This is a genomic window from bacterium (assembly GCA_021159335.1).
Lineage (GTDB): Bacteria > UBP14 > UBA6098 > B30-G16 > B30-G16 > JAGGRZ01.
Genome location: JAGGRZ010000121.1, coordinates 1 through 26121 on the forward strand (window position 1 = coordinate 1; position 26121 = coordinate 26121).

The following is a 26121-nucleotide window of genomic DNA, read 5'->3' on the forward strand; positions in this document are numbered from 1 at the left end:
TCAGTGCATAATGAATATCTTTTTTGCCTCTCCCAAATCTTTTAAGAATTTTTAACTTTACCAACTCTGAAAGGTCCCTCGTGGCAGTTGCTTTAGAAACACCAGTTATCCTTTGATACTCTCTATTCGTTATCCTTCCTTTTTCTTTTACATACAAAACAGCCTTTATCTGCCTTTCATTAAGTCCCATTTTTTCTAAAAACTCTTCGTTATATATGTCTTTCCAGAAAATCACAGAAAAACCGCCTGATTCCTCCCTAAATTCAGGTTCAGGAAATCCCCAATTTCTGCAAATTTCCGCCATTCTCACTGTCCCAGTGCCCCATCTCTCAATCAACCCAGCATAATAAAACACCATTGCAAGAAGTTTATTTCGTAATTTAGAAGGGTGCTCTTTTTTAAGCATTTCCACAGTTAATCCTTCTGGCAGTTTCCCTGGATTCCAGAACCATATATGGTCATCATATATTTTGATTTGAATATCCGCTGAATCTAAATAGTCCCTATGTATCAAAGCATTTATACAAGCTTCTCTAATCGCTGTTATCGGATATTCCCATACTTCTTTCCTCTCGATATCATTTATCTCGAACTTAACATTAATATTTTTCTTTATTGCTTTGATAATCCCTTCAACCTGCTCAAAAAGATTTCCTCTAATTTCCACAGCATCAATAATCTCGATGGGCGTCTTAAATCTTCCGACCCTAACGAAAGAATTCAGAAAATATCGCTGCGGTTCCTTGGTAAAAAGTAAAACTGCAGCGTTAGTTAACTTCCCATTTTTAATGAGTTCCAAGTTTTCAAGGATTCTCTTTGCAGAATCTGCTTTTGATATGGAAAGCCTACTTTTCGCCATTTCCACGAATTTATCCACCGTCTCCCTATCGATTTCCTCTGCGTCGACATCCGAAGGCATCGCATCCCATGAGAGCCCTTGTCTCCGCATGATGAACCTGAGCAATTCAAAATCCTGAAGTTCTTGCGTAGTTGAGCCTGACCTCACATAGAACTTCCCATTATAGGATATTGGAATATCTGATGGCGATATTTCTATCTTTATGACTTTTTTGTCCATCGTGCCCTCAAGCATCACTGTGGGAGTGATTGATAGTTTATTTCTAATCTTATTTGGTAACTCTTCAAGAAGCTTATCCACATTTTCAAGACCTATAGGTGTCCCATCATTCTTAACACCCAGCCAAAGAACGCCGCCATTTGAATTGGCAAAAGCACATAATATTTTTAGGTATTCATCCCGCCAATATCTCTTAAATTCAACTGAATGCGATTCTATCTCTTTCATGCTCATGAAATTTATCGTTTATATCCACGCCCCCTTCCATGGACAACTTAACACTCTTTCCTGTTTTAACTCATATATCTTACCCCTCCCCTGCTTTCTCGAAAAATGCCTTCCTTCTCCTGTGGGTCGTGTTTTTGAGAGCGGTTATGGGGTCGAGAGGGCGTAAAGCACCTATTTTTGCGCCGAGCTTTTCCGTTGCTTTCTTTGCACCGCGCATCTCAACGGACTCCTCAAACTTCTGCACCGAAGATATCATTCCCTTAAGCACGAAAAGTAGCTGCCTTTTATAAGCTTCGTAAATTCCTGTTAGTTCATAAAGTTCCTCTCGCTTCTTTTCGACCGCAAGGCTCGCTTCCTTAAGCATAAGCTGTGCTTTGTTCTCCGCTTCGGCTATAAGCTCATCCGCTTTTTGACGGGCAAGGTTCATTATTTTTTGCGCGCTCTGGTCCACCATCTCCTTCAGGGAATTAGCACTCTGCTCCAGTTCGATTATGCGGCGCTTGAGGCTTTCCACCTCGTTGGTTAGGCGGCGATTTTCGTGAAGAAGGTCGTTTATAAAGTCCGCTACCCGCGTTAAAAACTGCCTAACCTCCTCTGGCTTGTAACCACGAATAGCTTTGGTAAACTCCTGATTTCTTACCTGAAGAGGCGAAAACTTGTAAGCCATGAATTGCCTCCGAATACCTTTTATATCAATTTAAATTAAAATCTGCTCTGGTCAAGAAAACCATAATGTTTCGGCAAGAAATTGCGCGCGGCGCATGCTTAGTTTCTGCTGGTCCGTTAATTCTTCGCCGAATCGCGCAGCAAGATGAGCATCGCGTGCGAGTATAAGGTTGCTATCGACAGCCGAAAGAGGCATAGGAAACACTCCAAGCGAAATCCCAAGCCTTATAGCCGAAAGAAGCGTTGAAAGCTCCCACGACTCAACAAGTTTTGCATATGTTACTATTCCTGCGGAACGAAGAATCTTGTCCTCCACGCTCTCCCTGGATTTTTCCCAAAGTTTTTCTCGCGCTTCAATCTCCTGGGCTACAACATCCTCGACCGCACGGGAAATCTGGGCAACGAGTTGCTCGGCCGTTATCCCAACCAGACGACGAGTTTTCAAATTTATTATTCCCGATGCTTCCTCAACGCCCATTTTCCAGATACTTGCTACCGTTAGCTCGCGCTCTATCAGCTCGCGTTTCAGCCGACCAAACTTACCAAGCAGGATGGTCGCTGGAACATGAAGATACGCACCAAGTATCACCCCAGCCCCGCTTTGCATAGGATTTGATGATAAATAGCCAAATTTATCGCTTTTTGCCCACTCAAACGCATCATCAAAGTAACCAATAAACTTTGTAAGCTCATACACTATCTCGTCGAACTTTGCGGTTCGCATTCTCACTATGAGATTTATGTGGTCAACCCAGTTAACGAGCACAGTTTTCGACTCATCTTCGCTAACGGCGAGAAGACCATGCATCGGACGGTGAACCACCCCCTCAGGGATGTTTAATCGCTCGTAGTGCAGCAATCGGTGAATCGGGTCTATTTGCTCTATAGGCATAAAATTGTCCGCATTCCAGCCAGCCTCGAGAAGGTAAGGCTCAAAAAGGGAGAAAATAGTTTCGCTTTCAGCGCTGCCAAGCTTTATGGGAAACTTTCTTCCCGCGATATTACGCAATATCACACCCCAACAACCTATGACCACATCGTTTTCAGGGGGGTTCGAAAGCCATGTTGGCGGTTTGTTTGGCAATATGTTCATTTTTCCTCGTGTTTTGAGCGGAGCTTCTTCTCAAGCAATCTTATCTGGTCACGGATTCTCGCCGCCTCCTCGTAGCGCTCATCGTCAACGGCGCGTTTAAGTTGAAGTTTCAGCTTTACGAGAACTTCCTCAGGGCTTTTTTGTTCCTCACCCTTCGATTCTGGCTTGCTTTCGCTCTGGAACCTCTGGACCAGAACATCTATAAACTGGCCGAATGCATCGTAGCACTGTTCACAGCCGAGAAATCTGCTTTCTATGAACTCGTTAAGTGTCATTCCGCAGCCGGGACACTTGAAACTCGTCACCTCAACTTTCTTCACGCCCTCATCGGCGGAGGCGAGCTGCTCATCAACACCGACCTTAAGAAAACACTCATCACAAACATTTATTACCTTCCGTTTGCCGGCTATGAACTGAACCACCTGATGCGTGGCATCATTTTTTCCGCAAATCTCACACTTCATCTCTTAAAACTCCCTTGCTCCACAATATTAAATATTAATAATCGCTAACACCACAAGAAATATCCACTGAACAAAAAGATTCTAAGTAATTTTTCGATGAGAAGGGGATAAAATATAGTTCACTTTGAGGGCACACTTTCAATACTTACCCGCCAGAGTTTGCCGTCACGAAGTCTATAAATTGTATCCGCGAATCGCGCTATCTCAGGGTTATGCGTTGCCAACACAACGCTAAGTCCGTTTTGCCTTTGAAGTTTGCGCAGATATTCCATGAAAATCAGTGCATTATCCCTGTCAAGATTACCGGTAGGTTCATCCGCGAGCACGAGTTTGGGGCTGTTAACGAGTGCTCTTGCCAGAGCTATTCGCTGTGCCTCGCCACCCGAGAGTTGACCGGGAAAATGATTCTCCCGCCCCTGCATCCCGAAAAGTTGCAATAACTCTTTCGCGCGATTTTTTGCTTTGCTATAGCTTTCACCTGCTATAAGCTGCGGCAGTATTAAATTCTCGAGCGCCGTGAACTCAGGCATGAGATGATGAAATTGAAACACAAAGCCTATTTTCTTTGCGCGTGCTTCAGCAGCCTTGGCGGACGAAATCTCGTATGGTGAGATGCCATCCACAATAACCTCGCCGTCGCATGGAGTGTCTATAAGGCCTAAAAGCGAAAGGAATGTAGTTTTACCCACTCCCGACGCGCCAAGTATAGCAACAAATTCATCGTACCGAAGCTCAAAGTTAAGACCTTTCAATACATCAAGTCTGCCGTCAGGGGTTGGATACCACTTCCAAAGATTGCGACATTTAACTATAAGGTCCAATTCGGCGGCAACCTCCCGAACACGAATTCAAAGGAAATTAGCAAAGTAATTTACTTGATACTTTTCTTTCAGCCCACAATAAGGATTTAACAATCTATCACCTTGTTCAGGCAACATCTGAACTAATCCAATATATCATGCATCAATAAGATGAATTCCTATCCGCATTAGAAGCTTTTGTGCAGAATAATCCGCACCGCAAATCATCACCGCGGTATGAAATTAAGCACTCCATCCGAGGTCGAGAGCACCCAGTAAGCCTTTCCAGGCTGGATATTGTCAGCTGTGGCAGTAGTGTAAACTCCAGCACTGCTATCCCAGCCATATATTGCTACTATAATTCCCGACGGGTCCGTTTCTATCCGTGCGGGAACATCTATCGACCCGATAAGGTTCCAGCCTCGATGAATTATTATCGAACCGCTATGGAACGGGATTCCGCATACATCGGCAACGCCCTGATCAGTCGCGTAAATCCAGAATCCAAAGCCAGCTTTGGGGAACCTGTTGAGATAGAACATGTTGGTCGGATTGTCATAGGTGAAAGGACCTGCGAAAAAGTCAGGGATGAACTCAATCCAATTCGGCATAGTTATGGTAGCCGGTATCCCGAGCATATTCCAGCCAGAGAAGTAGTCAATAGTAAGATGTGCCGGCAGAGGCTGCTCATAGGTGATAACGATGGTTTCGCCCAGTGCATAATGGTAAATAGAGTCGAGTTTCATATCGAGTCTGCCGTTAAGCCTGAATATCCCGTCCGGCAGGGAGTGAGGATTCCAGTAAAGGGAACCAGGAGTCGCCTGGGTTACTATTCGCCATTCGGATGGGACAGAATATCTATTGTGGATGTCGCGCCCGAGCCGCGTCACCGAAGGATAATCCGGGTCGGAAATAAGAGAATAAACATCAGTCTTCGTCGGCGGTGGCGGCAGAATAAGAAGGTCCAGTGTGGGGTCATAACCGTCCGTAGCGCCATCCGCGGCACCTATCGTTATAGTTGTTGGCTCAAGATAACCCGTCGCAGTCTTGCCCGTGAAGATAAGCGGATGAAGCCACTGTGCAGGTTTGAACTTTATCATAAGCATCCCATCAAATGTAGCATATCCGACCTCACCATGATTAAGGCTAACGCTAACGAACCTCATGGGGGAATAATAGCCGCCGGGCACATCTTTGGTCTTAAGGAACAACTTTATGAACACATCCGAGGAGACCATCGGGAAAGCTTTGTAGCCGTTTATGTGAAGTATTCCGCCAGCGGTATCCCAACTAACGATGAATCCTCTCGAAGCGGTGCCGCCAGTGTAAACGCTGTAAACATCAAATATATCGGTGCAATAGCTTATCCTCAGGTCGAAGTGAGTTATGTTGAATCTTGATGGGTCGGAGCACTTTATGGGATACGCCACGCTTGCATTGGGCGGAACGATGGTATCAGGAAGAGTTAACCTCAAGTAGTCTATAAAGAAATGCCAGCAGTCCACTCCGTGGTTGGGACCGCAATATTGAGGTGATACTCTGTCATCAGCATGAACGCAGACCTCAATGCTATCGCCAAAAGTCCAGCGGTATCCGGGCGGTGGCACAAACCGAAGTATTCTACCATCAAATGTTACCGATGGGTCATCAAGTGTGAATGTGTCGGTCCCGTTGAAAATAAAGTAAGGTGATGTAACATCCACGCCAGAATGCTGGTCTGTTATGACCACGGATACCTCGCTCGGCATCCCACCTATGGTGGCATTAAGAGGAGGCTGGTAATTGGAGAACATAGGGGGTTGCCTGTCCACAATATACCATCCACCGCGTGGTTCCTGAAGCCCACAACCGCCGAGGTCACGAGCATCCACGACAGCATACCTGACAGTATCCCCAGTTCTAAATTCTCCCGGAGCATGAGTATACTCGAGAGTATCTCCCTTAAGCACGAGCTTCGGGTCGTAATGATACCGTATTCGTGTTCCATTAACTTCGAATACTATCCAGCTCGTATCGACGCCAAGGTCATCATCGGTGAGCCTGAGCCTCATTACCTGTGGGTCGCATGCGCTCCAGACGCCCAACCGTGGCCAAATATTCTCAACCTGAACAGGCGAACATGCACAATTGGGAACATACATACAGTGGCTCGAGAACACACTATAGCCACCACCCGCAGCCGTCATCCTGAAGCACGCTGGCGGACCAATACAGCCCTCCATGTAATCAATGGTCCACACGAAATCCACAGTTTCGCCAGGAGCAATATTAAATTTTGTCATTGGATTATCACCGTGAATTATGCGTATGCATGTACCCAAATCGAGATTAACCGACAATGTTTCTATCGTATCAGGCGACACATTCTGTATGTAAACCTGTATCAATTCTTTCGCCGAGATATATGGTATGAGCGAAGTGAATATTGTATCAATCGGGGTGTGGAAGTAGAATACTCCGCCGCCGGTAATTCTTGCAAGGAGTTCGTAAAGGTCTCTCGCCTCCGTTGTGGTGTACCCAGTGCATATATTACAAAGCGGGGTTGGCCATCTCGTGATTACGAATGTTATAATACCCGCATCCACTATAGCATCATAAACCTCTGGTCTGGAGAAGTGAGTCGTGCATGATGGGCACGGTGGGGGAATTATTGATGACGAATCGGTGCAGAAACATACATCAGTCACAAGAACGATAACCCTTGTAGCACCGGGGCGCCAGTGCATGTCGTGCGTTGCCACCCATAACCCATGAAGCGCATCCTCGGGGTCACTGCCTCCTCCACCAGTCGAGATCGAGCTAAGCCAGCTTTTTATCGTGGTTGTATCGCTTGTTAAGTCTCTGCCAAATGGGGTAAGATTTCTGAAATCGGGGTCCTTATACACGACTATCCCAAAAGCATAATCATATCCAAGAGTATCCAGTGTTATCGCGAGATGAGCTATATTGTCTCTTACAGTGTTAATGTATCCCCGCATGCTGCTCGTGATGTCCAAAACGAAAACTATGTCCACAGCACCGGTATCCTCTGTGCAAACTACCAGTGCCTCAAAGCTGTCTTCACCTACAGATGCAAAATCGTAGTTCACACCGCGCCAATTAAGCGTTGATTTTATTATTTTTAGTCCCGGTCCAGCTCCCAAGGCAAGGCTAAACATCGAAACCAAAAGTAAAGCCAAAAGTATCCTTTTCATGATTCCCTCCCTTTTAATTGAAGAAACTTGTCAATCATATTAATTATACATCCACTAACATAAAAATCAAGCAAACTAATCGACAATTTTCCACAACTTTCTTACCGCTGAATATACCTCCCCACACAAATAAGCTTCACTCTCCCCTCAAACTTTTCCGGCTGATAAATTCTTCTCCCATCGATAACAAGAGGATTTCGCATAAGACCCGCAAAGTCATCGGGGCTAAGATTTTTGAATTCATTCCAATCAGTAACCACAACCGCACAATCAGCGTCTTTAATAGCCTCAAACGGATCTTCAGTATACTTTATCGACTCGCCAAAAACCTTTTTCGCTTCATCCACAGCTTTGGGGTCACACGCTATTATATCTTTCGCACCAAGCCTCATCAGTTCGTTTATAATTTTCAGTGCAGGCGATTCGCGGGTATCCGATGTCCCCGGTTTAAAAGAAAGCCCGAGCACCGCAATCCTTTTGTCGTCAAGTTTACCAAGCTGGTCTACAACGAAGCTTACTATCCGCTCTATTTGCCTGCGATTCCTTTTTAAAACCGCCTCGGTAATAAAAGGTGGAACATCTATTTTTCTGGCAAAGTGAACTATAGCGTTAAGATCTTTGGGAAAGCACGACCCACCGAATCCAGCACCCGCTCCAAGATAGCTTGGCCCGATTCTTTTATCAAGTCCCACACCACGCATAACATCGACTATGTCCACATTAGGGATTTTTTCGGCAAGCTCGGCTACCTCGTTGGCAAAGGAAATTTTCGTGGCAAGAAAAAGGTTCGACGCATATTTAACCAGCTCAGCAGACTCTATACTCATTGTGACAAGCGCACTATCTGGCATTTTCGGGTAAAAATCACGATAAAGTTCAAGCAGGTTATCAGTTACTCTATCGTCATCGGCGCCTATAACCACCCTATCGGGTTCCATAAAATCGTGCACAGCGTTGCCCTCACGCAGGAATTCGGGAACGAATGCTATACCAAAATCTTTGCCTGCTTTTCTGCCCGATTGCTCCTCAATAATTTTTTTCACCACATTACGGGTGGTGCCGGGAACGACAGTCGAGCGCTGAACAACCACAGCATAGTTCCTTAGCGCCTTTCCTATGTCATGGGCAGCCGATTTAACATAGCTAAGGTCTATTTCGCCATTATCTTTTGATGGCGTGCCAACGCTTATGAAAATAAATTCGGCGGACTCAAGTGCACCGTTTATATCGTTTGTCGCGCGCAGTTTGCCGCTTTTTATTCCGCTTTTTATCAACTCATCGAGACCGGGCTCATAGAAGGGTGCCTTAGCGTTGTTTATAAGCTCAACTTTGTCCTCGTCGATATCGACGCACACTACATTGTGTTTTTTCGCAAAACATGCAGCTGCAACAAGCCCTACATAACCAGCGCCTATTATGGCTATGTTCCGTTCCGACATCTCATCTCCTTATCTTTTGTTTAACATGAAAAGGGCTACCTTGTTATTAACGCTCTTGCAGAAATAACTTTATCACCGCATTTTAGAGTTATCATGTATATCCCAGAAGGCAGGTTGTTTCCAAACTCATCTGTTCCGTCCCAGATTATCTCGTTTTCACCGGCACCAAACTTGCCCCGCGCAAGGATCCTCACAAGCCTGCCATTTATGTCGTAGACCTCAACAGACACGGACAAATCTTCAGGCAAAACGAACTTTATTCTGGCAACACTATTAAACGGATTCGGTGAAATAGACTTTATTGAAAGCTCCCTCGGAAGTGACGAAACCTCGATGTAGAGTCGTTCATTGCCAGCTACCCACGAGGAGAGCTCTCTCATGTTAACTCGTTCCTCCCCGTCTATCAGGATAAAGTCAAGATTTTCAGGCAATAGCTTAGCATCCCACTTCACCACAGCTCCCGTCCGCAGCGAAAGCTCATATTTTCCGCCCGGTCTTGCGTCACGACGAAGCATTACACCATCGCTAACGAAAGCTGGTTCAGTCCTTTCCTCGAATACTGGGGAAGGCGGTATGGCTATGTCAAACCTATCCAGCCCATCTTTAGCGCGGCTATCAACAGCTAGTTCAAGAGTTCGACCGTCAACATCCAAATCCATCGCGAATTCTGGCGAACCGGGAAGCATTGCCCCCACTTTTGCGCTGCCGTGAAGGATAAGCTCACAATCATCAGTGGCAAGAACCCAGTATCCATAGCCCACCTTCATGCCGGTCGTATCAGCAATGTAGGTATCGCTGGAGCAGGCATTGAAATAATACATCGGAAGCGATATCGCACCCGGTGGCATCGTTGTTATAGATGTTATTGGCACGAATCCATCGCTTTTGTAGGGGACGCCGACGAGGTTCCAGCCAGCGGAAAGCGGCATCATCATGTCGCGCAATTTGGCACCGTAAATCCTTATTCGCGAGGAATCAGACATGTAAATCCAAAAACCGTGAGTGTAAGAAACTGTATCGAGCACCTGATAGGTCCGTAAGGCGGGATTATACCAGTATGGATAGCTGGCAGCATTGGGGATTATGCTGAGCAACTCTGTCGTTGTGGTTGGCGCCACCGGCAAACTTATCAAATTCCAGCCCGGACAAAGCGTTATATCCAAAGCAGTAAACACACCGCGGAAGTACTCTATAGTCACATCCGTCCCGCCCAGAACCATGAACGAGGTATCCTTCTTCATATCGAGAATAGTGGTTCCGGCGGAAGTAACATAAGTAAGCATAAGCATACCCTGCGGCATACCCGACCTGCTCCATCTGAACCATATGGTATCGGTGCTTCTCGGAGAATAAGCATGAATTTTCCATGTCGCAGCGCTATCAGAACAATTCCTGAAATCGTGCATAAGCCTATCGATGAAAGGCTCGGCAACAGGCGGTTCGATGTACAGATTAAATTCGGAAGGCGAGGGAAGCGGTGAGATAACATCTATGCCAGCATCGAAGGAATCGCTTGCATAAGGAGAAAGACCAATAAGAAGATGCCTCTTCGATATATTAGTAGCGCTTATATTTATTGTAACGGACCAGCACTCGTCGTTCCACGGCACCAGAAGCAAGCCATCATGGGTTTTGTAACCTATTGTGCCATCGTTAAGCGAAACATCGATGAAACGCAACGGAGTGAATGTCGCCATACGCGATGTTACCATGAATCGCACGAAAACGAGAGCTCCGCTACCGTTTATCGGAAAGCCCGAGCAAGAAACTTCTAATGTACCCGGAGCCAAAACGGAAAGCGAAAGGTCGGTCCAGCCGTCCACAAGCGCGTCAATAGACTCGACACCAAGAGGAGTAAGCACCGATGGTGAATACGAAAGCCTTATGCGGAAATTCCTCAACTGCAAATCAGTAATGTCGTCAACAATAATAGGAATGTCGATAATATCACCAGCGTTAGCAGTGGTTTCAGGAAGGAATAGATCAACAATCCTGTAGTAAATACACCACCTATACACTGAATCTATGTGATTAGCATCGCAGTAATCAGGCTCAGGGTCAGCAGCATCGACAAGAGCAAAGCAGATGGTATCTCCATCACTCAATACTATACCCGCCGAGGAAAGCGAAAAAGTTAGAACTGAATCATAAAAAGTCAATTGAGGGTCAGAAATGGTGTATGTATCGCCATTAGCAACGAAGACTATGGTGCTTTCATCCACCGTTCGCTCGAGGTCGCGAATAATCAGTCCGGCGCTATCGAACTGCGTCGTTATAATAGTTTCCGGTTTCGGGAAAAAGCCGCGCACAACAGGCGGCCTAAAATCGGTGAAAAAGCTGCCCATAACGGAATCAAGACGGCAATCGTTCTGGTCGACTATCCTGAGAATGCCAAAAGTATGGGTAACGCCATTAGCCCAGGTTGTATCGGGTATGTACATAAGTAGCGAATCCCCAACAATTCTTAGATGAGGGTCTGATAGGGGAATCGTGTCGCCATCCAAGGTGAAAACAAGCTGCGCAAGCGAATCGACGGTTATCCTGTAAAGAATTTGTCCAAGCTGACAGGAGGATACTGCGCCGCTATCCGGATAAACCAACTCGGCAGTAGGCGGGTGAAGCGGAGTCAGGTGAAGTTCCACGCAGTCAGTAAAACTCGTGTCGCCCGAAGCAGGGAAAATCTGAACGCATATCGACTCAGAATAGCTTATTATCGAGTCTATAATAACATACCATCCCGCGGAACCGGTTTGACCGGGGTAAAGGTCGTCGGGACCAAGCGCAACGGTGTCATCGGAAACTGAGGAAAGCCTTAGCCCCGTAGGAAGTATTATCGTAGCTCTCAGGTCCCTTAATCTCATGTCAAGACCATTGGTGAAAAACACCATAACGCTGAACGAATCCGGCTGATAGGAGCAGTCAACCACACGCGGGTATTCGGGAATGTTTATCGATATCTCGCCTGGAACGGGTTTGCCAAGACCAAAATATGTCGCGACTACGAGCGTATCACCAGGATAAAGGGTTCTGGGGAACCACCACAACAAGACTCCTGAATCACCATAATTCGCCCCAGACGGGAAAAAAGACCATTGCACTCTGAACAATCCACCAACTCTCCTCCAATCGCCTATGGCGAACCTATCCGGCGGAACCGCATCAAAACCACAAAGTATTCCCATAGCTACCACCTGATCAGGCGGTCCAAGAGGACCTCTGGGATCCCCATACGCAAACCAGTAGCACGGGAATTCGCAGGTATCGCAATTGTAAAAGTCACGCTCAATCCTTGAATAATCGAGATTCGTGCCAACCGGTGCTTCGTCATTACTGTCAACATCGGTATCGAGGAGCAACAATACTCCTACATCGTGAATGGATGTGCTATTGTTTATTATAACATATTTTATGAAGATCGAACCAGTAGTGTCATCCGGATACACGAGATACACGGGCTGAAGAATCTGACGAACCTCAAGTCTGCTAATCCCGGGGATCGACCATGCGCCGAAAATGTAACTCGAATCAAGATTCGTTGGCCATGCGAGAACACTGAACGAGCGACTGATATTCATCTGAGTTACAGGGGGACCAACTTTTATGGGGTCTGGTTCGGGGCAAACATAGCTTACTCCATCCACTCTAACGATAACCCATGATGACCACGGCGGAGAAGGAAAGAAGTATGTTAACGACTTATTGTCAGGGTAGGTCCCAATGTTAAACCTTCCCGTGGTGGTCTTAAGCTGAACCGTTATGTAATCATTATGCGCTTGTATGACGGACTCTGTTTCGAGAGCATTTTCGTTGGCAATCTCTTTAAATGAAGAGGAATAAGCGGCACTAAGAAATGTTAATACACAAACTATTGCCGCCAAATATCTACGCATTTCAAATCACCTCCAAAATATAAATTCATCAAATTTAAATATGCTGAAAAATAAATCTCAGTCAATTTATTTAAAGAAAATAATAGTGTATAATTAGCATAAATATTAAAATATTCAAAATTACAGCTTCATAATGACAATTCAATAGTTACATTCAAAATTAAGTTATTATTTTAATAATCCAGTTTCTCGCTTATGGATTTCGCCTGTGTGAATAGAAGCAGGTAATCCCTGCCACCAGCTTTAGAGTCGGTTCCGGACATGTTAAATCCGCCGAATGGATGAACATCGACTATGGCACCAGTGGACTTTCTGTTTATGTAAAGATTTCCAACATGGAGCTCTCTTTTTGCCCTGTGAATCCTTGATCTGTCACGGGAGTAATATGAACCAGTTAATCCATAAACAGTACCATTGGCTACCTTTATTCCCTCATCGAGGTCTTTAACCCGCACAACTGTGAGAACTGGACCGAAAATCTCTTCCTGCTCTATTCTTGCGCCGGGCTTGACATCACCAAAAATTGTCGGCTCAATAAAATAACCGGGTAAATCCGAGACCTTATTCCCGCCAGTCAGCAACTTGCCCTCGCCTTTTCCTATCTCAATGTACCCGAGAATGTTCTTTTCAGCGCGCTCGTTTATTACCGGACCAAGCCAGTTCTCATATTTTTCAACCGGTCCTATAGTTATCTTTTTCGTCTGCTCGACCACTCTTTCTATAACTTCATCGTACACGCTATCAAAAATTATCGCCCTTGACCCCGCCGAACACTTCTGCCCTTGGAAACCGAATGCTGAAACCACAATCCCGGTGGCAGCAGCATCAAGGTCCGCTGTCTCGTCAACCATAACGAAATCCTTGCCACCCATCTCAGCTATAACACGCTTTATCCAAATTTGTCCGGGCACGGTTTTCGCAGCACGCTCGACAATATCAAGACCAACCTGCATGGAACCTGTAAACGCTATAAGCCTCGTCTTAGGATGCTCAACCATGTGGACCCCAGCTACTGCGCCGGAACCGGTGACGAAATTAAGCACATCTTTTGGAAGGCCCGCTTCGTAAAGCAAGTTAGCAACCTGCCAACCGCACGCTGGCGAGTCGGACGACGGTTTAAGAACCACGGTGTTCCCGGCTACGAGCGCCGCAGAGGTCATACCGCCAAGAATCGCCATAGGAAAGTTCCACGGTGGAATAACCACGCAAACCCCAAGCGGAATGTACTTTATCTGATTGAACTCGCCGGGAAGATGGGTCAGGTCATCACGCTGGTTGTATCTTATCATCTCCCGCGCGTAGAACTCGAACATATCGATCATCTCAGCCACATCAGCTATAGCCTCAAGCCAGTTTTTCCCTACCTCAAGAATCTGCCACGCAGCCAGCTCGAACATTCGTTTTCTTGCCAGGGCGGCAGCGCGAAGAAGAATAGACGAGCGCTCCTGAACAGGCATCCAGCGCCAGCTATCAAAACGCTCATGGGCAAGGTCTATGGCTTTTTTGGCAAGCTCTGGCGTCGCTTTCTGGAAAACACCTATAACCTGTGACGGCTCCGAGGGATTGACTGACTTGAATGTCGCATCCGACTTAACGCTCTCCCCGCCTATTATAAGGTCGTATTCCCTGCCAAGCTCCGATTTTACCTTAGCTAAAGCATCCTCCATTTTCTTGCGATTCTCGGGAACGCTGAAATCAACATACTTTTGCGGGCTAAACGGCGGAAGCATGGCTACCTCCTTTTATAAAGTTAATTCAAATAGTTTCAGGCTTCAAAAGATAGCAAAAAATAACGCTACAGCAAGAGAAAGATTGCCAGAAACTTATAAACCATTAAATTAGAAAAAGAAAAATTTGCGTAAAAAAATTCTTGACAGAAAATCATTAATAGATATTTTGCAAATCTTGATTTTGTGCTAAAACCCTAATTCGGGGAAAGGTAAAATGGTTGCTGGTCGTAGAAGAACACTTGAAGGGGTAGTTATTTCTGATAAGATGGACAAGACCATAACGGTTCTTGTTGAGCGCCTTACGCCTCATCCGCTTTACGATAAAATTATAAAGAAGCGAACAAAGGTTAAGGCTCACGACCCCAAAAACGAAGCCAGAGTCGGCGATGTTGTAAGAATCATTGAGTCACGTCCGTTCTCAAAAACCAAACGATGGGCACTTGTAGCGATACTTCGCAGAGCGGTTGAAACTGAGACTGGAGGTAAAAAATGATTCTCAGGAACAGCTATCTTAATGTAGCCGACAACTCAGGCGCAAAAATGGTGAGATGCATCGGATTTCTGCACGGAACCAAGAAAAACTATGCTTCGGTAGGACAGGTGATAGTAGTTTCAGTAAGAGAAGCAATGCCCAACTCTCAGTTTAAAAAAGGCGACATAGCATTGGCAGTAATAGTAAGAACAAGAAAACCTATAAGGCGGAAAAACGGAAGTTACATAAAATTTGACGATAACGCTGCTGTAATCATAGACAAAGATGGCGAGCCAAGAGGAACCAGAGTTTTCGGTCCCGTGGCAAGAGAGCTTAGGGAACATGAGTTCACAAAAATAATATCTCTTGCACCAGAGGTCCTTTAAAACCGGGTTCCAAAGGCTAATATGGCAAAAAAGAAGAAGGAAAAAATAAAACCAGTGAGATTGAAACTAAAAAAAGGCGACCTCGTCGAAGTCATAGCGGGCAACGACCGCGGGAAAAGAGGCAAAATACTTAAAGTATTCCCGCGCGAGAGAAAAGCGATTGTCGAGGGTGTGAGGTTCATCAAACGACACACTCGGCCGACTCAAAGAAACCCGCAGGGCGGAATACAGACCCGAGAAGCACCGATTCACATATCAAATCTGATGCTTATATGCCCCAACTGTGGCAACAAGACGAGAGTAGGATACCATTTTCTTGAAGATGGCACCAAGGTAAGAGTCTGCAAGGTTTGCCACGAGATAATAAGTTGATAGGTCGCCAAATTTTGTGTTGAAATTTGTTTTTGCAGGGATAAAATATAGCATAGCAGTTTGAAAAGGTAAAAACTGGTAAACCCTGTTGGTTGCCGTACTCGCCGGCAGCCACAAAGCAGGAGGAACCATGGCAGAGGAAAAATATATACCAAGATACAAAAAGATTTTTTTCGATGAGATTGTTCCAAAGCTTAAAGAAGAGTTGGGTTACAAAAATGTCTATCAGGTTCCGCGTATAGAGAAGATCGTTGTCAATATGGGGGTTGGCGAGGCTGCCCGAAACTCAAAGATTCTTGAAAACGCTGCCAGAGACCTCGAAGCCATAACAGGGCAAAAGCCAAAAGTCTGCAAAGCCAAAAAGTCTATATCTAACTTCAAAGTAAGAAAGGGCATGCCCATAGGACTTAAGGTAACGCTTCGCGGAAACAGAATGTGGGACTTCTTCGATAGACTTATAAACATCGCTATGCCCAGAATAAGGGACTTTCGCGGTGCCGACCCCGACGGATTCGACGGACGCGGGAACTACAATATGGGAATAGATGAGCAAATAGTGTTCCCGGAAATTGAATACGATAAAGTGGACGCAATCCGTGGAATGAACATTAGCATAGTAACAACATCGGAAACCGACGAAGAGGGTTACGAACTTTTGAAAGCCCTCGGGTTTCCGTTTAAAAGGAAGGAGTAAAAGGGATTAACTATGGCGAGAAAAGCACAAATAGAGAAAGCCAAGCGTGAGCCAAAATTTAAGGTGCGCAAGCGCAACCGATGTCAACGATGTGGTCGAGCAAGAGGCTACTACCGCGACTTCGGACTTTGCAGAATATGCCTTCGCGAGCTGGCAAACATGGGCGAGATAGTGGGAGTAAAAAAGGCAAGCTGGTAACCACAGCTTAATCGGGAGGCAAAAATGGGTGTGATAATAGACCCAATAGGCGACATGCTAACCAGAATAAGAAACGCGCAAATGCGCAAGCACCCTACTGTGGTTATGCCATCGAGCAGAATAAAGCAGCAGATAGCACGGGTTCTAACCGAAGAGGGCTACATACGTGGATACAAGGTTATCGCGCTTCCGGGGAACAAAAAGGTCCTTAAAATATACCTTAAATATGTTGACGGCAAGCCAGCTATTCGAGGACTTAAGAGAGTATCGAAACCGGGGCGAAGAATTTACGCGAGGCTTTCTTCAATGCCTGTGGTGCGAGGCGGGTTAGGAACAGCTATCCTTTCTACGCCAAAAGGTGTATTCACCGATAGACAGGCGAGACTGCTCAAAGTAGGTGGCGAAGTGCTTTGCTATGTATGGTAATAGATTTAGAAAGGTTTAGTCGTGGAAGGTGAACGATGTCACGAATAGGAAGACAACCTGTCCCAATACCTCAAGGGGTTACAGTAACTGTTGATAAGGACAATACGGTTAAAGTCAAGGGTCCCAAGGGTGAGCTTGAGCAGTGGGTTGACCCTATAATAGAGGTCAAAGTTGACGGAGACAAGGTCATCCTCTCGCGGAAGGCGGAGACCAGAAGAGCTCGTTCGCTTCACGGACTTTACAGAACGCTCGTTTTCAACATGGTCAAAGGCGTTACTGAGGGTTATGAGAAATCGCTCGATGTTATAGGAGTAGGCTATAAAGCCGAACAGCGCGGGCGCGGAATCATGCTATCGCTCGGTTTTTCCCATCAGGTTTACTTCGTGCCACCTGAAGGAGTTGAGGTCGTGGTAGAGCCGATGAAGACAAAGGTGATGGCAGAGGGAACTCCGAACCAATATTTGATCGCAAGGATAAAAGTAAGGGGAATCGATAAGCAAAAGGTGGGACAGGTAGCGGCAAAAATAAGAGCTATAAAACCACCTGACCCATACAAGAGCAAGGGCATAAGATACTCTGACGAGAGAGTGAAACTAAAAGTCGGAAAGGCGGGAATCTGATAGCATCAAAATCACTAAAGAAGGAGAGCTATCCCATGCGGCGGACTGAGCTTCTAAAAAAGCGTCTGAGATGGCGAAGGCGTGCGCTAAGGGTGCGGAAAAAAGTCTTCGGCACCGCTGAAAAACCAAGGCTTTGCGTTACAAGAACGCTCAGGCACATTTACGCTCAGCTTATTGATGACACCACTGGTAAAACCATAACATCCGCATCAACGCTTTCTCCTGAAATAAGGGACCAGCTTAATGGAAAGACCAAAACCGAAAAAGCCAAACTCGTTGGAAAACTCATAGCTGAGCGCGCACAAAAACATGGTATAAAAAAGGTGGTTTTCGACAGACACGGTTATAAATACATTGGGAGAGTTAAAGCATTGGCAGACGCTGCCAGAGAAGCTGGATTAGAATTTTAAAAAAGAGGAGACCTAAATTGGCTAAGGAAGGAACAAGAGGCGGGGATTTCATGGAAGGATACGAGGAGAAGGTTATTTTCATAAATCGCGTCGCAAAGGTAGTTAAAGGCGGTAAAAACTTTGGTTTCACAGCAATAGTTGCTGTTGGCGATAGAGCGGGCAGAGTCGGTGTTGGGCTTGGTAAAGCTCGCGAGGTAGCCGATGCTATTCGAAAAGGCGGTGAGATAGCTCGAAGAAACATGAAATCATACCCGCTTTCCGATGGTGGCAGAACAATTCCTCATCCTGTAGAAGCCGATTTTGAAGCGACCAAGGTAATTCTTAAGCCTGCCGCGCCAGGAACGGGAGTTATAGCCGGAAGCGCTGTGCGCGCAATACTTGAGGCGCTCGGAATACAGGACGCGATAACCAAGGTTCTCGGCTCAAGAACGCCTATAAATGTCGTTTACGCCACCATAAAAGCGCTCGACCAACTCGAAAACCTCGAAATGGTTGCGAAAAGACGCTCTATACCCATCGAAAGGCTTAAGATGAGATAGAAAATAATCGAACCAAGGATATGGGACGGAAAATGAAAAAAGTAAAGATAACACAGATAAAAAGCGGAATAGGCTACGATAAAACGCAGAAGGCAACGCTAAAATCCCTGCGACTCGGCAAACTGCACAAAACAGTTATTCACAACGCTACTCCTCAGATTATGGGTATGATACGAAAGATAAAGCATCTCGTAACCTACGAGATAATCGAGGAGGAAAACAATGCTTCGGATAAATAATCTTAAACCGCCAAAAGGTGCCACCAAGAAGCGCAAACGAGTAGGTCGCGGCGAAAGCTCCGGTCACGGGAAAACATCCGGACGCGGGCATAAAGGTGCACTCTCAAGAAGCGGCACAAAAAGATACCCTTGGTTCGAGGGCGGACAAATGCCCATTTCAAGAAGGCTTCCCAAAAAAGGGTTCTCAAACAAGCCTTTCGAAACGAGATACAACATTATAAATATACGCTGTCTGTCGAGGTTTGAGGAAGGAACGGTGGTAACACCCGAACTACTCAGGGAAACGAAACTGGTCAGGCGGAAAGGCCCGATAAAACTCCTCGGCGACGGCGAGATAAGAATACCACTTACAGTGAAACTTCATAAGGCATCAAAGAGCGCTATAGAAAAGATAGAGGCAGCGGGTGGAAAGTTTGAGGAGATAAAATGAAAAGGTTCTTCGAAACCCTCGCTAACATCTGGAAGATACCCGACCTCAAGCGAAAGATACTTTTCACTCTTTTTATTTTTGTTATCTACCGCCTTGGTGGTCACATTCCGCTTCCCGGCGTAAGCATAAAGACATTAGCCTCGATGCACGGCACGGCAGGTGGAGGACTGATGAGTCTCTACGACCTTTTCGTGGGCGGCGCGCTTAGAAGAGCAGCAATATTCGCAACAGGAATAATGCCATACATAACGGCATCCATCATCCTGCAGCTTCTCGGCGCAGTAATACCATACTTCCAGCAGCTTCAGCGAATGGGCGAAGAGGGAAGAAGGAAGATAAACCAATACACCCGCTATGGTGCTTTGCTTATCGCCGCAATGCAGGGATGGGGCATACTCGTTTATCTTCACAAAAACTTTTCCCCTGCTATTCATCTTTCACCAACCTCTTTCATGATTCTCGGCGTTATTTCGCTAACCACGGGTGCTGCGATAATAATGTGGCTCGGAGAGCTAATAACAGAACGCGGGATAGGAAACGGAATGTCACTTTTAATACTTGTCGGAATAGTAGCTCGAATTCCCAATGCGATGATAGTTGAGATTCAAAACCTTATTTATCACGGCGCCGGCGGTGGAAGAAGCATATTCGAAGAGCTTGTGATAATAGCTGCCATAGTGGTTTTCACCGTTCTTGCCATTCTTCTTACTCAGGGCACGAGGAACATTCCGGTTCAGTATGCGAGGCGCGTGGTCGGAAGAAAAGTATACGGCGGTCAGAGTGCGAATCTGCCAATAAAAATAAATGCTGCCGGTGTTATACCCATAATTTTCGCGCAGGCTGTGATGTTTCTTCCGCAGACTCTGGCAAGAATTCTACCCGAGGGTTCACTATCCATGGCTTTGAGCCACATGTTTAACTACTCAAGCTTCATTTATAATTTAATTTACGGTGCACTAATAGTATTCTTCGCTTACTTCTATACAGCAGTGATATTCAATCCCGTTGATGTTGCGGATAACCTACGGAAATACGGCGGTTTCATTCCAGGGCGGCGACCAGGACCACAAACGAGCCAATACATAGACCGCGTTCTCACGAGGGTAACGCTTCCGGGCGCGATAGGACTCGCTCTTATAGCGATACTTCCCGTGTTCCTTATAAGAACCACAGGCTTCGCATTCTGGTTCGGCGGGACGAGCCTTCTTATTATAGTCGGCGTGGTGCTCGATACACTTCAGCAAATAGAAACGCACCTTCTGATGCGCCATTACGAGGGCTTCATGAAAGCAGGACGCATAAGGGGGAGGCGATAAGTATTTTTAACGGCTGCCGCAATCAGGCAGATTCCTGATAAATCACATTGTCTTTATTTAAATGTTTGACAGTTTTTTATTTGCGCTTAAAACTATAAGCGGAGTAAGCTATGAACATAGTGTTTTTGGGTCCACCGGGTGCTGGAAAAGGAACATACGCTAATATATTGTCAAATATGCTAAAGTTGCCTGTTATCGCCACGGGCGACCTTTTCAGAGCGGAGGTAGAACGCGGAACTGAACTGGGCAAGAAGGTCGAACACTATGTTAAAACTGGAGAGCTTGTGCCCGATGATATAGTAATAAAGCTCATTGAAAACATTATTGACTCCGAAGAAGCTAAAGGAGGCGTTATATTCGACGGTTTCCCTCGTACCGTGGCTCAGGCAAAAAAACTTGACGAACTCCTTGCGCAACGCGGCAAAGGGATTGACCTCGTTATAGAACTTTCTGTGCCTGATAATGTTATAGTACGAAGACTTAGCAGCAGGCGAATATGCCCCAAGTGCGGGCGGATATATAACCTGATAAGCAATCCACCGAAGGACGATGAAAAGTGCGATTTCGACGGCGAGAAATTGATTCAGCGCGACGACGACAAACCGGAAACGATAAGGAAACGATTAAAAGTCTATTATGAGCGTTCAGCCCCACTGGTAAGCTACTACAAGAGCGGGAAGGCTTCAAAGTACCTTATAATAGACACATCGCGGTCGGTGGAGGATGGCTATATAAACATGGTAACGGCTCTAAAAGAGTTTGGAATCTGGACAAGAACGAGATGATAATAATAAAAACACCACAGCAAATAGAAGGCATAAGGAAAGCGGGAGCCATAGTCGCGGAAACAATTTTTGAGATGGCAAAATACGCGCAACCCGGGACTAAAACGAAAACTCTTGAGGATGTAGCATTATCGGTCTTTGAAAAGTATGGTGCAAAGTCAGCGTTTCTCGGTTACAAACCCGACCACTATTCGCCACCATATCCGGCTAACATCTGCGTATCAGTGAACGACGAGATAGTGCATGGGATTCCGGGAGACAGGGTTATAATGCCCGGTGACCTCGTTAGCGTTGATGTAGGTGTTATTTATGAAAACTATTACGGAGATGCAGCGGCTACCTATGTGATCGAAGGCGCATCCAAGAGGGCGAAAAAGCTGGCATGGGTAACCTATCAGGCACTTCATCGGGGAATAAAGGCTGCGCGAGCCGGTGGAAGGGTTTCGGACATATCGAGGGCTATCCAGAGTTTCGTGGAATCTAATGGCTTCTCAGCGGTAAGAGACCTTGTGGGGCACGGCGTTGGGCTGAGCCTTCACGAGGAGCCACCAGTGCCGAATTTCGTGGATAAGGACAGCGATGCACCCCTAAGAGCAGGAATGACAATAGCGATAGAACCCATGATATGCGAGGGAGATTGGCAGGTGAGAATAAGTAGTAAGGATGGCTGGACAGTTACTACCGCTGATGGAAAACTTGCTGCTCATTTTGAACATTCTATTGCAATTCTGGAAAATAGGACTATAATATTAACGCTGCTTCCTGATGGGAGTGAGCCGTACATTCCACCGAAACCGTAAAAAATTTTATTTTTTGCTTGAAATTTTGTAAAAAAATTTTAACATAAGCATTTGTTATGGCAAAGAAGGATACAATACAAGTAGAGGGAATAGTAGAGGAGGCATTGCCGAATACGACATTCAGGGTAAGGCTCGATAATGGTCACCTTGTTCTGGCGTATATTTCGGGCAGGATGCGCAAAAACTACATAAGAATCCTGCCAGGGGATAGAGTAACTGTTGAGCTTACTCCGTATGACTTGACAAGAGGTAGGATAGTTTACAGGTATAAATAAATTTTGGAGGAAATCATGAAAGTAAGAGCATCGGTAAAAAAGATTTGCGCTAAATGCCGCATAATAAAACGTCACGGAGTCGTAAGGGTTATATGCGAGAATCCGAGGCACAAACAGCGGCAGGGCTAATTTAATAAAATGTTGGAGGATAATTATGGCTCGAATAGCTGGGGTAGATTTGCCCAAAAATAAAAGGATAGATGTAGCCTTAACATATATTTTCGGAATAGGACGGACGAGGTCCAAGCACATCCTGGCATCGACGAGAATTGACCCGTCGAAAAAGGTGCACGAGCTTACTGACGAGGAGATCTCGCGAATAAGGCAATTTATAGACGAGAACTACAAAGTTGGCGGACCTCTTCGAGCAGAGATAGCAAACAACATAAAGCGGCTTATAGAGATAAAATGCTGGCGCGGACTGAGGCACAAGGCAGGTATGCCAGTTAGGGGTCAGAGAACCCGCGACAACGCAAGAACCAGAAAGGGCCCGAGACCGCGAATAGGCGGAAGGAAGAAAAGTTAATGGAGGGATGTAAAATTGGGTAAAAGAAGAGTAACAAGAAGAACAAAAAAGATTGCGCCCGAATTCGGGATTGCTCATATAAAATCGACTTTCAATAACACTATAATAACAATAACTGACGAGCAAGGTAACACCATTACTTGGTCCTCTGGTGGGCGCATAGGTTTCAAAGGGACCAAGAAATCGACACCATACGCAGCGCAGCTTGCAGCCAGAGCCGCCGCAAAAGAGGCTTATGACGCTGGGATGAGAAGGGTTGAGGTCTGGATAAAGGGGCCCGGACCAGGAAGAGAGGCTGCCATAAGGTCCCTGCCCACTGGCGGACTGCAAGTAGTAAGAATAAAGGACATAACACCCACACCCTTCGGCGGGTGTAGACCTAAAAAGAAAAGACGAGTTTAAAATAAAAAATTGAGGTGCGAATACTATGGGAAGATATATAGGACCAGTATGCAGGCTTTGTAGAAGAGAGGGGATGAAGCTTTACCTTAAAGGCGAGCGTTGCTACACGGATAAGTGCGCCTTCGTCAGGAGGCCGACTCTACCAGGGCAAAGAGGCAAATTCGGTCAGCCAGCCAGAAGAAAGGAAAAGGACTACGCAAAACGGTTAAGGGAGAAGCAGAAGGTACGAACATACTATGGCGTTATGGAGCGGCAGTTCAGGAAATATTTCGAGATGGCACGGAGAATGCCAGGAAGAACGGGCGAGAACTTGCTCCAGATACTGGAGAGAAGACTCGATAACATAGTTTACAGACTTGGTTTTGCACCCTCAAGAAGAGCAGCAAGGCAACTTGTGAGACACGGTCACTTCCTGGTTAACGGTAAAAAGGTGGACATCCCGAGTTATCTTCTAAAACCTGGTGATGTTGTTTCCGTCAGAGAGAAGAGTAAAAAGCTCGATATTATCCACGAAATGCTTAAAAAACGCGGTCGAGTCAAAGAGCTTCCATGGCTACAGCTTAACAAGGCTCACCTTGAGGGTAAACTCCTTGCTATTCCCTCGAGGGAGGAGATACCTGTAACATTCGATGAGAGCCTTATAGTTGAGTTCTATTCTCGCTGATGTAATTTTAATCATAGATTGATGAACGCTTTTAAAATAACATTAAGGAGCGGATAGCCATGAAATGGAAAGCAATGCAAATGCCTGAGGGGTTGGTCGAGGACCCACAGACCAAAGGCAATCGCACATTCGGTCGCTTTATCATAGAGCCCATGGAGAAGGGCTGGGGAATAACCGTTGGAAATGCGCTAAGACGCGTGCTCCTGTCATCCATGCAAGGCGCTGCTATAGAGTCTATTCGCGTCGAAGGTGTTCTCCACGAGTTCACGGCACTCGACGGAATATACGAGGACCTGCCAGAGATAATACTGAACCTTAAGGGAATAAGATTCAAGGTGCACGGCGATTTCCCAAAACCAGTTTATCTCGATGTGGAAAAAGAAGGCGATGTCGTAGCTGGCGACATCCAGACACCGCCAGACATAGAAATACTTAATAAAGACCACCACATATGCACAATAACGAAAAAGCGACGGCTCAGAATCGATATGGAACTTGGCGTTGGCAAAGGCTTTTCTGTTGCCGAGGAGCACATGGACAAAAACGCGCCGATAGGGACAATAGCCATAGATGCCATATACACTCCCATAAAAAAGGTTAATTTCCGCGTTGAGCCTGCAAGGGTAAGGCAGCGCACGGACTACGACCGTTTAATAATCGAAATAGAAACAGACGGAAGCCTGACGCCACGAGAATCATTGGCTATGGCAGCAAGACTTCTTATCGACCACTTCAGCCTGTTCCTCCATCCTGAGGTTAAGCTTGAGCAAATAGAGGAAAAACCAATAGACGAGGAGACACAGCGCATAAAGGCGCTTTTAAAACTTCCTGTGGATGAACTCGAACTTTCCGTGCGTGCCAGCAACTGTCTGAGAAGCGCAAAAATCCGCTACCTTGCTGATCTTGTGGTAAAAACCGAGCAGGAAATGTTAAAGTTCAGGAATTTCGGCAGAAAATCTCTACAGGAACTTCAAACGGTGCTTGGTAAACTGGGCCTTCATTTCGGCATGGACATATCAAAATACCTTACCGCCGAGGAATTAGCCGAGCTTCACAGGATTGCTGAGGAAAAGGAAAAAGAGAAGGAAAAGGTAACTTCAAAGAAGTAACGGGGAAAAGAACCATGCGTCACAGAAAGAAGGTAAAAAAGCTATCGCGAACGGCATCTCACAGGCGAGCAATGCTCAGAAACATGCTTACCTCTTTATTCAAGCATGAAACCATAACGACCACAGTAGCCAAAGCCAAAGCAGCTCGCCAGGTTGCGGAAAGACTCATAAAATACGCTATTTCAGGCACACTCGCCGACAAAAGGCGAATAATAGCTTACTTAAAAGATCGCGATACAGCCCATAAACTTATAAGACTTGGCAAAGAAAAATTCGCCGACCGCCCAAGAGGCGGATATACCGCAATATATCGCCTCGGCTTCAGAAAGGGCGATGGCGCCGAACTGGCACTATTAAAGCTTCTCGTAGAACCAAAGGAGAAGAAGCGCAGGAAAAAGCGCCCTGAAGAGGTCGAAGAAGCCAAGGTAATCGAAGCTGCCGAAGAAGAGGAATTCGAGGTATTCAAGGAAGAAGAGTTCGAGGAGGAACTTGCAGAAGAAGCTGGTATCGTCACGGAGGAGGAAACGGAAGAGGCGGGTATAGTTGCCGAAGAGGAAGCCGAGGAAGAGGAAGCTGGTATAGTTGCTGAAGAAGAGGAAACTGAGGAAGAAGCGGGCATAGTGGCAGAAGAAACCGAGGAAAAAGAAGAAGCTACCGCTGAAGAGAAACCCACTGAGGGCAAGGTAGAAGAATCATCCGCTGAAAAAAGCACCGAGGAAGCCGAAACTGACGAGACTCCTGAACAAACAAGCGAAAACAAAAACACCGATAACAGTTAGAATAATAACTGACCGAAATCTAATATTTATTTTATTAATGTTTTCACGAGTTTATCCACATTAAGGTTGAGTCCCTCGACCCACATTATCGGTTCTC

Annotated in this window: 30 protein-coding genes; 21 read left to right on the forward strand and 9 right to left on the reverse strand. The window is 45.9% G+C overall.

The annotated features are described in order from the left end of the window. From J7J62_06645 to pruA, 9 genes are all read right to left on the reverse strand, one after another. Window positions 1–1312, reverse strand: a 1312-nt coding sequence (locus tag J7J62_06645) for a putative DNA binding domain-containing protein (GenBank protein MCD6124832.1), incomplete at its 3' end; no start/stop codon positions are given. Window positions 1313–1385: 73 nt separating this feature from the next. Beyond that, entirely contained in the window at window positions 1386–1973 is a 588-nt protein-coding gene (locus J7J62_06650) for a DivIVA domain-containing protein (protein MCD6124833.1), read from the reverse strand. A 51-nt stretch (window positions 1974–2024) separates the two neighbouring features. Continuing rightward, entirely contained in the window at window positions 2025–3065 is a 1041-nt protein-coding gene (locus J7J62_06655; protein ID MCD6124834.1) for a hypothetical protein, read from the reverse strand. Further along, on the reverse strand, window positions 3062–3529 hold the full coding sequence (locus J7J62_06660; GenBank protein ID MCD6124835.1) for a UvrB/UvrC motif-containing protein: 468 nt from the start codon (window positions 3527–3529) through the stop codon (window positions 3062–3064). The genes J7J62_06655 and J7J62_06660 overlap by 4 nt, the downstream gene beginning before the upstream one ends. A 119-nt stretch (window positions 3530–3648) precedes the next feature. Continuing rightward, the gene (locus tag J7J62_06665; protein MCD6124836.1) at window positions 3649–4341 is read right to left on the reverse strand and encodes an ABC transporter ATP-binding protein; all 693 of its coding nucleotides are present in this window, start codon (window positions 4339–4341) and stop codon (window positions 3649–3651) included. Between the two features lie 215 nt (window positions 4342–4556). Next, window positions 4557–7523 carry a VWA domain-containing protein gene (locus J7J62_06670; protein MCD6124837.1) on the reverse strand — a complete coding sequence of 989 codons (2967 nt, stop codon included), beginning with the start codon at window positions 7521–7523 and terminating at the stop codon, window positions 4557–4559. 101 nt (window positions 7524–7624) lie between these two features. Next, a complete protein-coding gene (locus J7J62_06675) occupies window positions 7625–8962 on the reverse strand; it encodes a UDP-glucose/GDP-mannose dehydrogenase family protein (protein MCD6124838.1) in 1338 nt (445 codons plus the stop codon). 35 nt (window positions 8963–8997) lie between these two features. Further along, a complete protein-coding gene (locus tag J7J62_06680; GenBank protein ID MCD6124839.1) occupies window positions 8998–12852 on the reverse strand; it encodes a T9SS type A sorting domain-containing protein in 3855 nt (1284 codons plus the stop codon). Between the two features lie 173 nt (window positions 12853–13025). After that, window positions 13026–14582 (reverse strand): L-glutamate gamma-semialdehyde dehydrogenase, encoded by a 1557-nt coding sequence (gene pruA / locus J7J62_06685; GenBank protein MCD6124840.1) that lies wholly within the window; start codon window positions 14580–14582, stop codon window positions 13026–13028. Between the two features lie 214 nt (window positions 14583–14796). Between pruA and rpsQ the strand changes: the two genes are divergently transcribed. From rpsQ to rplQ, 21 genes are all read left to right on the forward strand, one after another. Next, window positions 14797–15075 carry a 30S ribosomal protein S17 gene (gene rpsQ, locus J7J62_06690; protein ID MCD6124841.1) on the forward strand — a complete coding sequence of 93 codons (279 nt, stop codon included), beginning with the start codon at window positions 14797–14799 and terminating at the stop codon, window positions 15073–15075. After that, the gene (rplN, locus tag J7J62_06695; protein MCD6124842.1) at window positions 15072–15440 is read left to right on the forward strand and encodes a 50S ribosomal protein L14; all 369 of its coding nucleotides are present in this window, start codon (window positions 15072–15074) and stop codon (window positions 15438–15440) included. The genes rpsQ and rplN overlap by 4 nt, the downstream gene beginning before the upstream one ends. Window positions 15441–15500: 60 nt before the next feature. Then, window positions 15501–15812 carry a 50S ribosomal protein L24 gene (gene rplX / locus J7J62_06700; GenBank protein ID MCD6124843.1) on the forward strand — a complete coding sequence of 104 codons (312 nt, stop codon included), beginning with the start codon at window positions 15501–15503 and terminating at the stop codon, window positions 15810–15812. Window positions 15813–15960: 148 nt separating this feature from the next. After that, complete coding sequence (gene rplE, locus J7J62_06705; GenBank protein MCD6124844.1) at window positions 15961–16506, forward strand: 50S ribosomal protein L5; 546 nt, start codon at window positions 15961–15963, stop codon at window positions 16504–16506. A gap of 12 nt (window positions 16507–16518) precedes the next feature. Next, on the forward strand, window positions 16519–16704 hold the full coding sequence (locus J7J62_06710; GenBank protein MCD6124845.1) for a type Z 30S ribosomal protein S14: 186 nt from the start codon (window positions 16519–16521) through the stop codon (window positions 16702–16704). A 24-nt stretch (window positions 16705–16728) separates the two neighbouring features. Continuing rightward, window positions 16729–17130 carry a 30S ribosomal protein S8 gene (gene rpsH / locus J7J62_06715; GenBank protein ID MCD6124846.1) on the forward strand — a complete coding sequence of 134 codons (402 nt, stop codon included), beginning with the start codon at window positions 16729–16731 and terminating at the stop codon, window positions 17128–17130. A gap of 35 nt (window positions 17131–17165) precedes the next feature. Next, on the forward strand, window positions 17166–17750 hold the full coding sequence (rplF, locus tag J7J62_06720) for a 50S ribosomal protein L6 (GenBank protein MCD6124847.1): 585 nt from the start codon (window positions 17166–17168) through the stop codon (window positions 17748–17750). A 35-nt stretch (window positions 17751–17785) separates the two neighbouring features. Then, on the forward strand, window positions 17786–18160 hold the full coding sequence (locus J7J62_06725; GenBank protein MCD6124848.1) for a 50S ribosomal protein L18: 375 nt from the start codon (window positions 17786–17788) through the stop codon (window positions 18158–18160). 50 nt (window positions 18161–18210) lie between these two features. After that, window positions 18211–18699 carry a 30S ribosomal protein S5 gene (gene rpsE / locus J7J62_06730; GenBank protein ID MCD6124849.1) on the forward strand — a complete coding sequence of 163 codons (489 nt, stop codon included), beginning with the start codon at window positions 18211–18213 and terminating at the stop codon, window positions 18697–18699. A 32-nt stretch (window positions 18700–18731) separates the two neighbouring features. Beyond that, window positions 18732–18938: a 50S ribosomal protein L30 gene (rpmD, locus tag J7J62_06735; protein MCD6124850.1), complete on the forward strand. Its 207-nt coding sequence runs from the start codon at window positions 18732–18734 to the stop codon at window positions 18936–18938. Further along, window positions 18922–19368 (forward strand): 50S ribosomal protein L15, encoded by a 447-nt coding sequence (gene rplO, locus J7J62_06740; protein ID MCD6124851.1) that lies wholly within the window; start codon window positions 18922–18924, stop codon window positions 19366–19368. Before rpmD ends, rplO begins: the two co-directional genes overlap by 17 nt. After that, the gene (gene secY, locus J7J62_06745) at window positions 19365–20684 is read left to right on the forward strand and encodes a preprotein translocase subunit SecY (GenBank protein MCD6124852.1); all 1320 of its coding nucleotides are present in this window, start codon (window positions 19365–19367) and stop codon (window positions 20682–20684) included. The genes rplO and secY overlap by 4 nt, the downstream gene beginning before the upstream one ends. Before the next feature lie 110 nt (window positions 20685–20794). Further along, complete coding sequence (locus tag J7J62_06750) at window positions 20795–21469, forward strand: adenylate kinase (GenBank protein MCD6124853.1); 675 nt, start codon at window positions 20795–20797, stop codon at window positions 21467–21469. Continuing rightward, window positions 21466–22269 (forward strand): type I methionyl aminopeptidase, encoded by an 804-nt coding sequence (gene map, locus J7J62_06755; GenBank protein ID MCD6124854.1) that lies wholly within the window; start codon window positions 21466–21468, stop codon window positions 22267–22269. The genes J7J62_06750 and map overlap by 4 nt, the downstream gene beginning before the upstream one ends. Window positions 22270–22325: 56 nt before the next feature. After that, a complete protein-coding gene (gene infA / locus J7J62_06760) occupies window positions 22326–22544 on the forward strand; it encodes a translation initiation factor IF-1 (protein ID MCD6124855.1) in 219 nt (72 codons plus the stop codon). Window positions 22545–22559: 15 nt separating this feature from the next. Then, window positions 22560–22673 carry a 50S ribosomal protein L36 gene (gene rpmJ, locus J7J62_06765; GenBank protein ID MCD6124856.1) on the forward strand — a complete coding sequence of 38 codons (114 nt, stop codon included), beginning with the start codon at window positions 22560–22562 and terminating at the stop codon, window positions 22671–22673. Window positions 22674–22698: 25 nt separating this feature from the next. Further along, complete coding sequence (gene rpsM / locus J7J62_06770) at window positions 22699–23070, forward strand: 30S ribosomal protein S13 (GenBank protein ID MCD6124857.1); 372 nt, start codon at window positions 22699–22701, stop codon at window positions 23068–23070. 15 nt (window positions 23071–23085) lie between these two features. Beyond that, window positions 23086–23472 carry a 30S ribosomal protein S11 gene (rpsK, locus tag J7J62_06775; GenBank protein MCD6124858.1) on the forward strand — a complete coding sequence of 129 codons (387 nt, stop codon included), beginning with the start codon at window positions 23086–23088 and terminating at the stop codon, window positions 23470–23472. Between the two features lie 25 nt (window positions 23473–23497). Further along, complete coding sequence (rpsD, locus tag J7J62_06780; GenBank protein MCD6124859.1) at window positions 23498–24136, forward strand: 30S ribosomal protein S4; 639 nt, start codon at window positions 23498–23500, stop codon at window positions 24134–24136. Between the two features lie 59 nt (window positions 24137–24195). Further along, window positions 24196–25245 (forward strand): DNA-directed RNA polymerase subunit alpha, encoded by a 1050-nt coding sequence (locus J7J62_06785; GenBank protein MCD6124860.1) that lies wholly within the window; start codon window positions 24196–24198, stop codon window positions 25243–25245. 14 nt (window positions 25246–25259) lie between these two features. After that, window positions 25260–26024, forward strand: a complete 765-nt coding sequence (gene rplQ / locus J7J62_06790; GenBank protein MCD6124861.1) for a 50S ribosomal protein L17 — start codon at window positions 25260–25262, stop codon at window positions 26022–26024. The last annotated feature ends 97 nt before the right edge of the window (window positions 26025–26121 follow it).

Coding starts and splice junctions, on each gene's coding strand:
- map (MCD6124854.1), top strand. CDS start 21,466: ATGATAATAATAAAAACACCACAGCAAATAGAAGGCATAAGGAAAGCG.
- rpsM (MCD6124857.1), top strand. CDS start 22,699: ATGGCTCGAATAGCTGGGGTAGATTTGCCCAAAAATAAAAGGATAGAT.
- rpmJ (MCD6124856.1), top strand. CDS start 22,560: ATGAAAGTAAGAGCATCGGTAAAAAAGATTTGCGCTAAATGCCGCATA.
- J7J62_06710 (MCD6124845.1), top strand. CDS start 16,519: ATGGCGAGAAAAGCACAAATAGAGAAAGCCAAGCGTGAGCCAAAATTT.
- J7J62_06660 (MCD6124835.1), bottom strand. CDS start 3,529: ATGAAGTGTGAGATTTGCGGAAAAAATGATGCCACGCATCAGGTGGTT.
- J7J62_06650 (MCD6124833.1), bottom strand. CDS start 1,973: ATGGCTTACAAGTTTTCGCCTCTTCAGGTAAGAAATCAGGAGTTTACC.
- J7J62_06655 (MCD6124834.1), bottom strand. CDS start 3,065: ATGAACATATTGCCAAACAAACCGCCAACATGGCTTTCGAACCCCCCT.
- J7J62_06675 (MCD6124838.1), bottom strand. CDS start 8,962: ATGTCGGAACGGAACATAGCCATAATAGGCGCTGGTTATGTAGGGCTT.
- J7J62_06725 (MCD6124848.1), top strand. CDS start 17,786: ATGCGGCGGACTGAGCTTCTAAAAAAGCGTCTGAGATGGCGAAGGCGT.
- J7J62_06750 (MCD6124853.1), top strand. CDS start 20,795: ATGAACATAGTGTTTTTGGGTCCACCGGGTGCTGGAAAAGGAACATAC.
- rplN (MCD6124842.1), top strand. CDS start 15,072: ATGATTCTCAGGAACAGCTATCTTAATGTAGCCGACAACTCAGGCGCA.
- J7J62_06670 (MCD6124837.1), bottom strand. CDS start 7,523: ATGAAAAGGATACTTTTGGCTTTACTTTTGGTTTCGATGTTTAGCCTT.
- rpsD (MCD6124859.1), top strand. CDS start 23,498: ATGGGAAGATATATAGGACCAGTATGCAGGCTTTGTAGAAGAGAGGGG.
- secY (MCD6124852.1), top strand. CDS start 19,365: ATGAAAAGGTTCTTCGAAACCCTCGCTAACATCTGGAAGATACCCGAC.
- rpsQ (MCD6124841.1), top strand. CDS start 14,797: ATGGTTGCTGGTCGTAGAAGAACACTTGAAGGGGTAGTTATTTCTGAT.
- rpsE (MCD6124849.1), top strand. CDS start 18,211: ATGGAAGGATACGAGGAGAAGGTTATTTTCATAAATCGCGTCGCAAAG.
- J7J62_06680 (MCD6124839.1), bottom strand. CDS start 12,852: ATGCGTAGATATTTGGCGGCAATAGTTTGTGTATTAACATTTCTTAGT.
- infA (MCD6124855.1), top strand. CDS start 22,326: ATGGCAAAGAAGGATACAATACAAGTAGAGGGAATAGTAGAGGAGGCA.
- rplO (MCD6124851.1), top strand. CDS start 18,922: ATGCTTCGGATAAATAATCTTAAACCGCCAAAAGGTGCCACCAAGAAG.
- rplQ (MCD6124861.1), top strand. CDS start 25,260: ATGCGTCACAGAAAGAAGGTAAAAAAGCTATCGCGAACGGCATCTCAC.
- rpsH (MCD6124846.1), top strand. CDS start 16,729: ATGGGTGTGATAATAGACCCAATAGGCGACATGCTAACCAGAATAAGA.
- rpmD (MCD6124850.1), top strand. CDS start 18,732: ATGAAAAAAGTAAAGATAACACAGATAAAAAGCGGAATAGGCTACGAT.
- J7J62_06785 (MCD6124860.1), top strand. CDS start 24,196: ATGAAATGGAAAGCAATGCAAATGCCTGAGGGGTTGGTCGAGGACCCA.
- pruA (MCD6124840.1), bottom strand. CDS start 14,582: ATGCTTCCGCCGTTTAGCCCGCAAAAGTATGTTGATTTCAGCGTTCCC.
- rplF (MCD6124847.1), top strand. CDS start 17,166: ATGTCACGAATAGGAAGACAACCTGTCCCAATACCTCAAGGGGTTACA.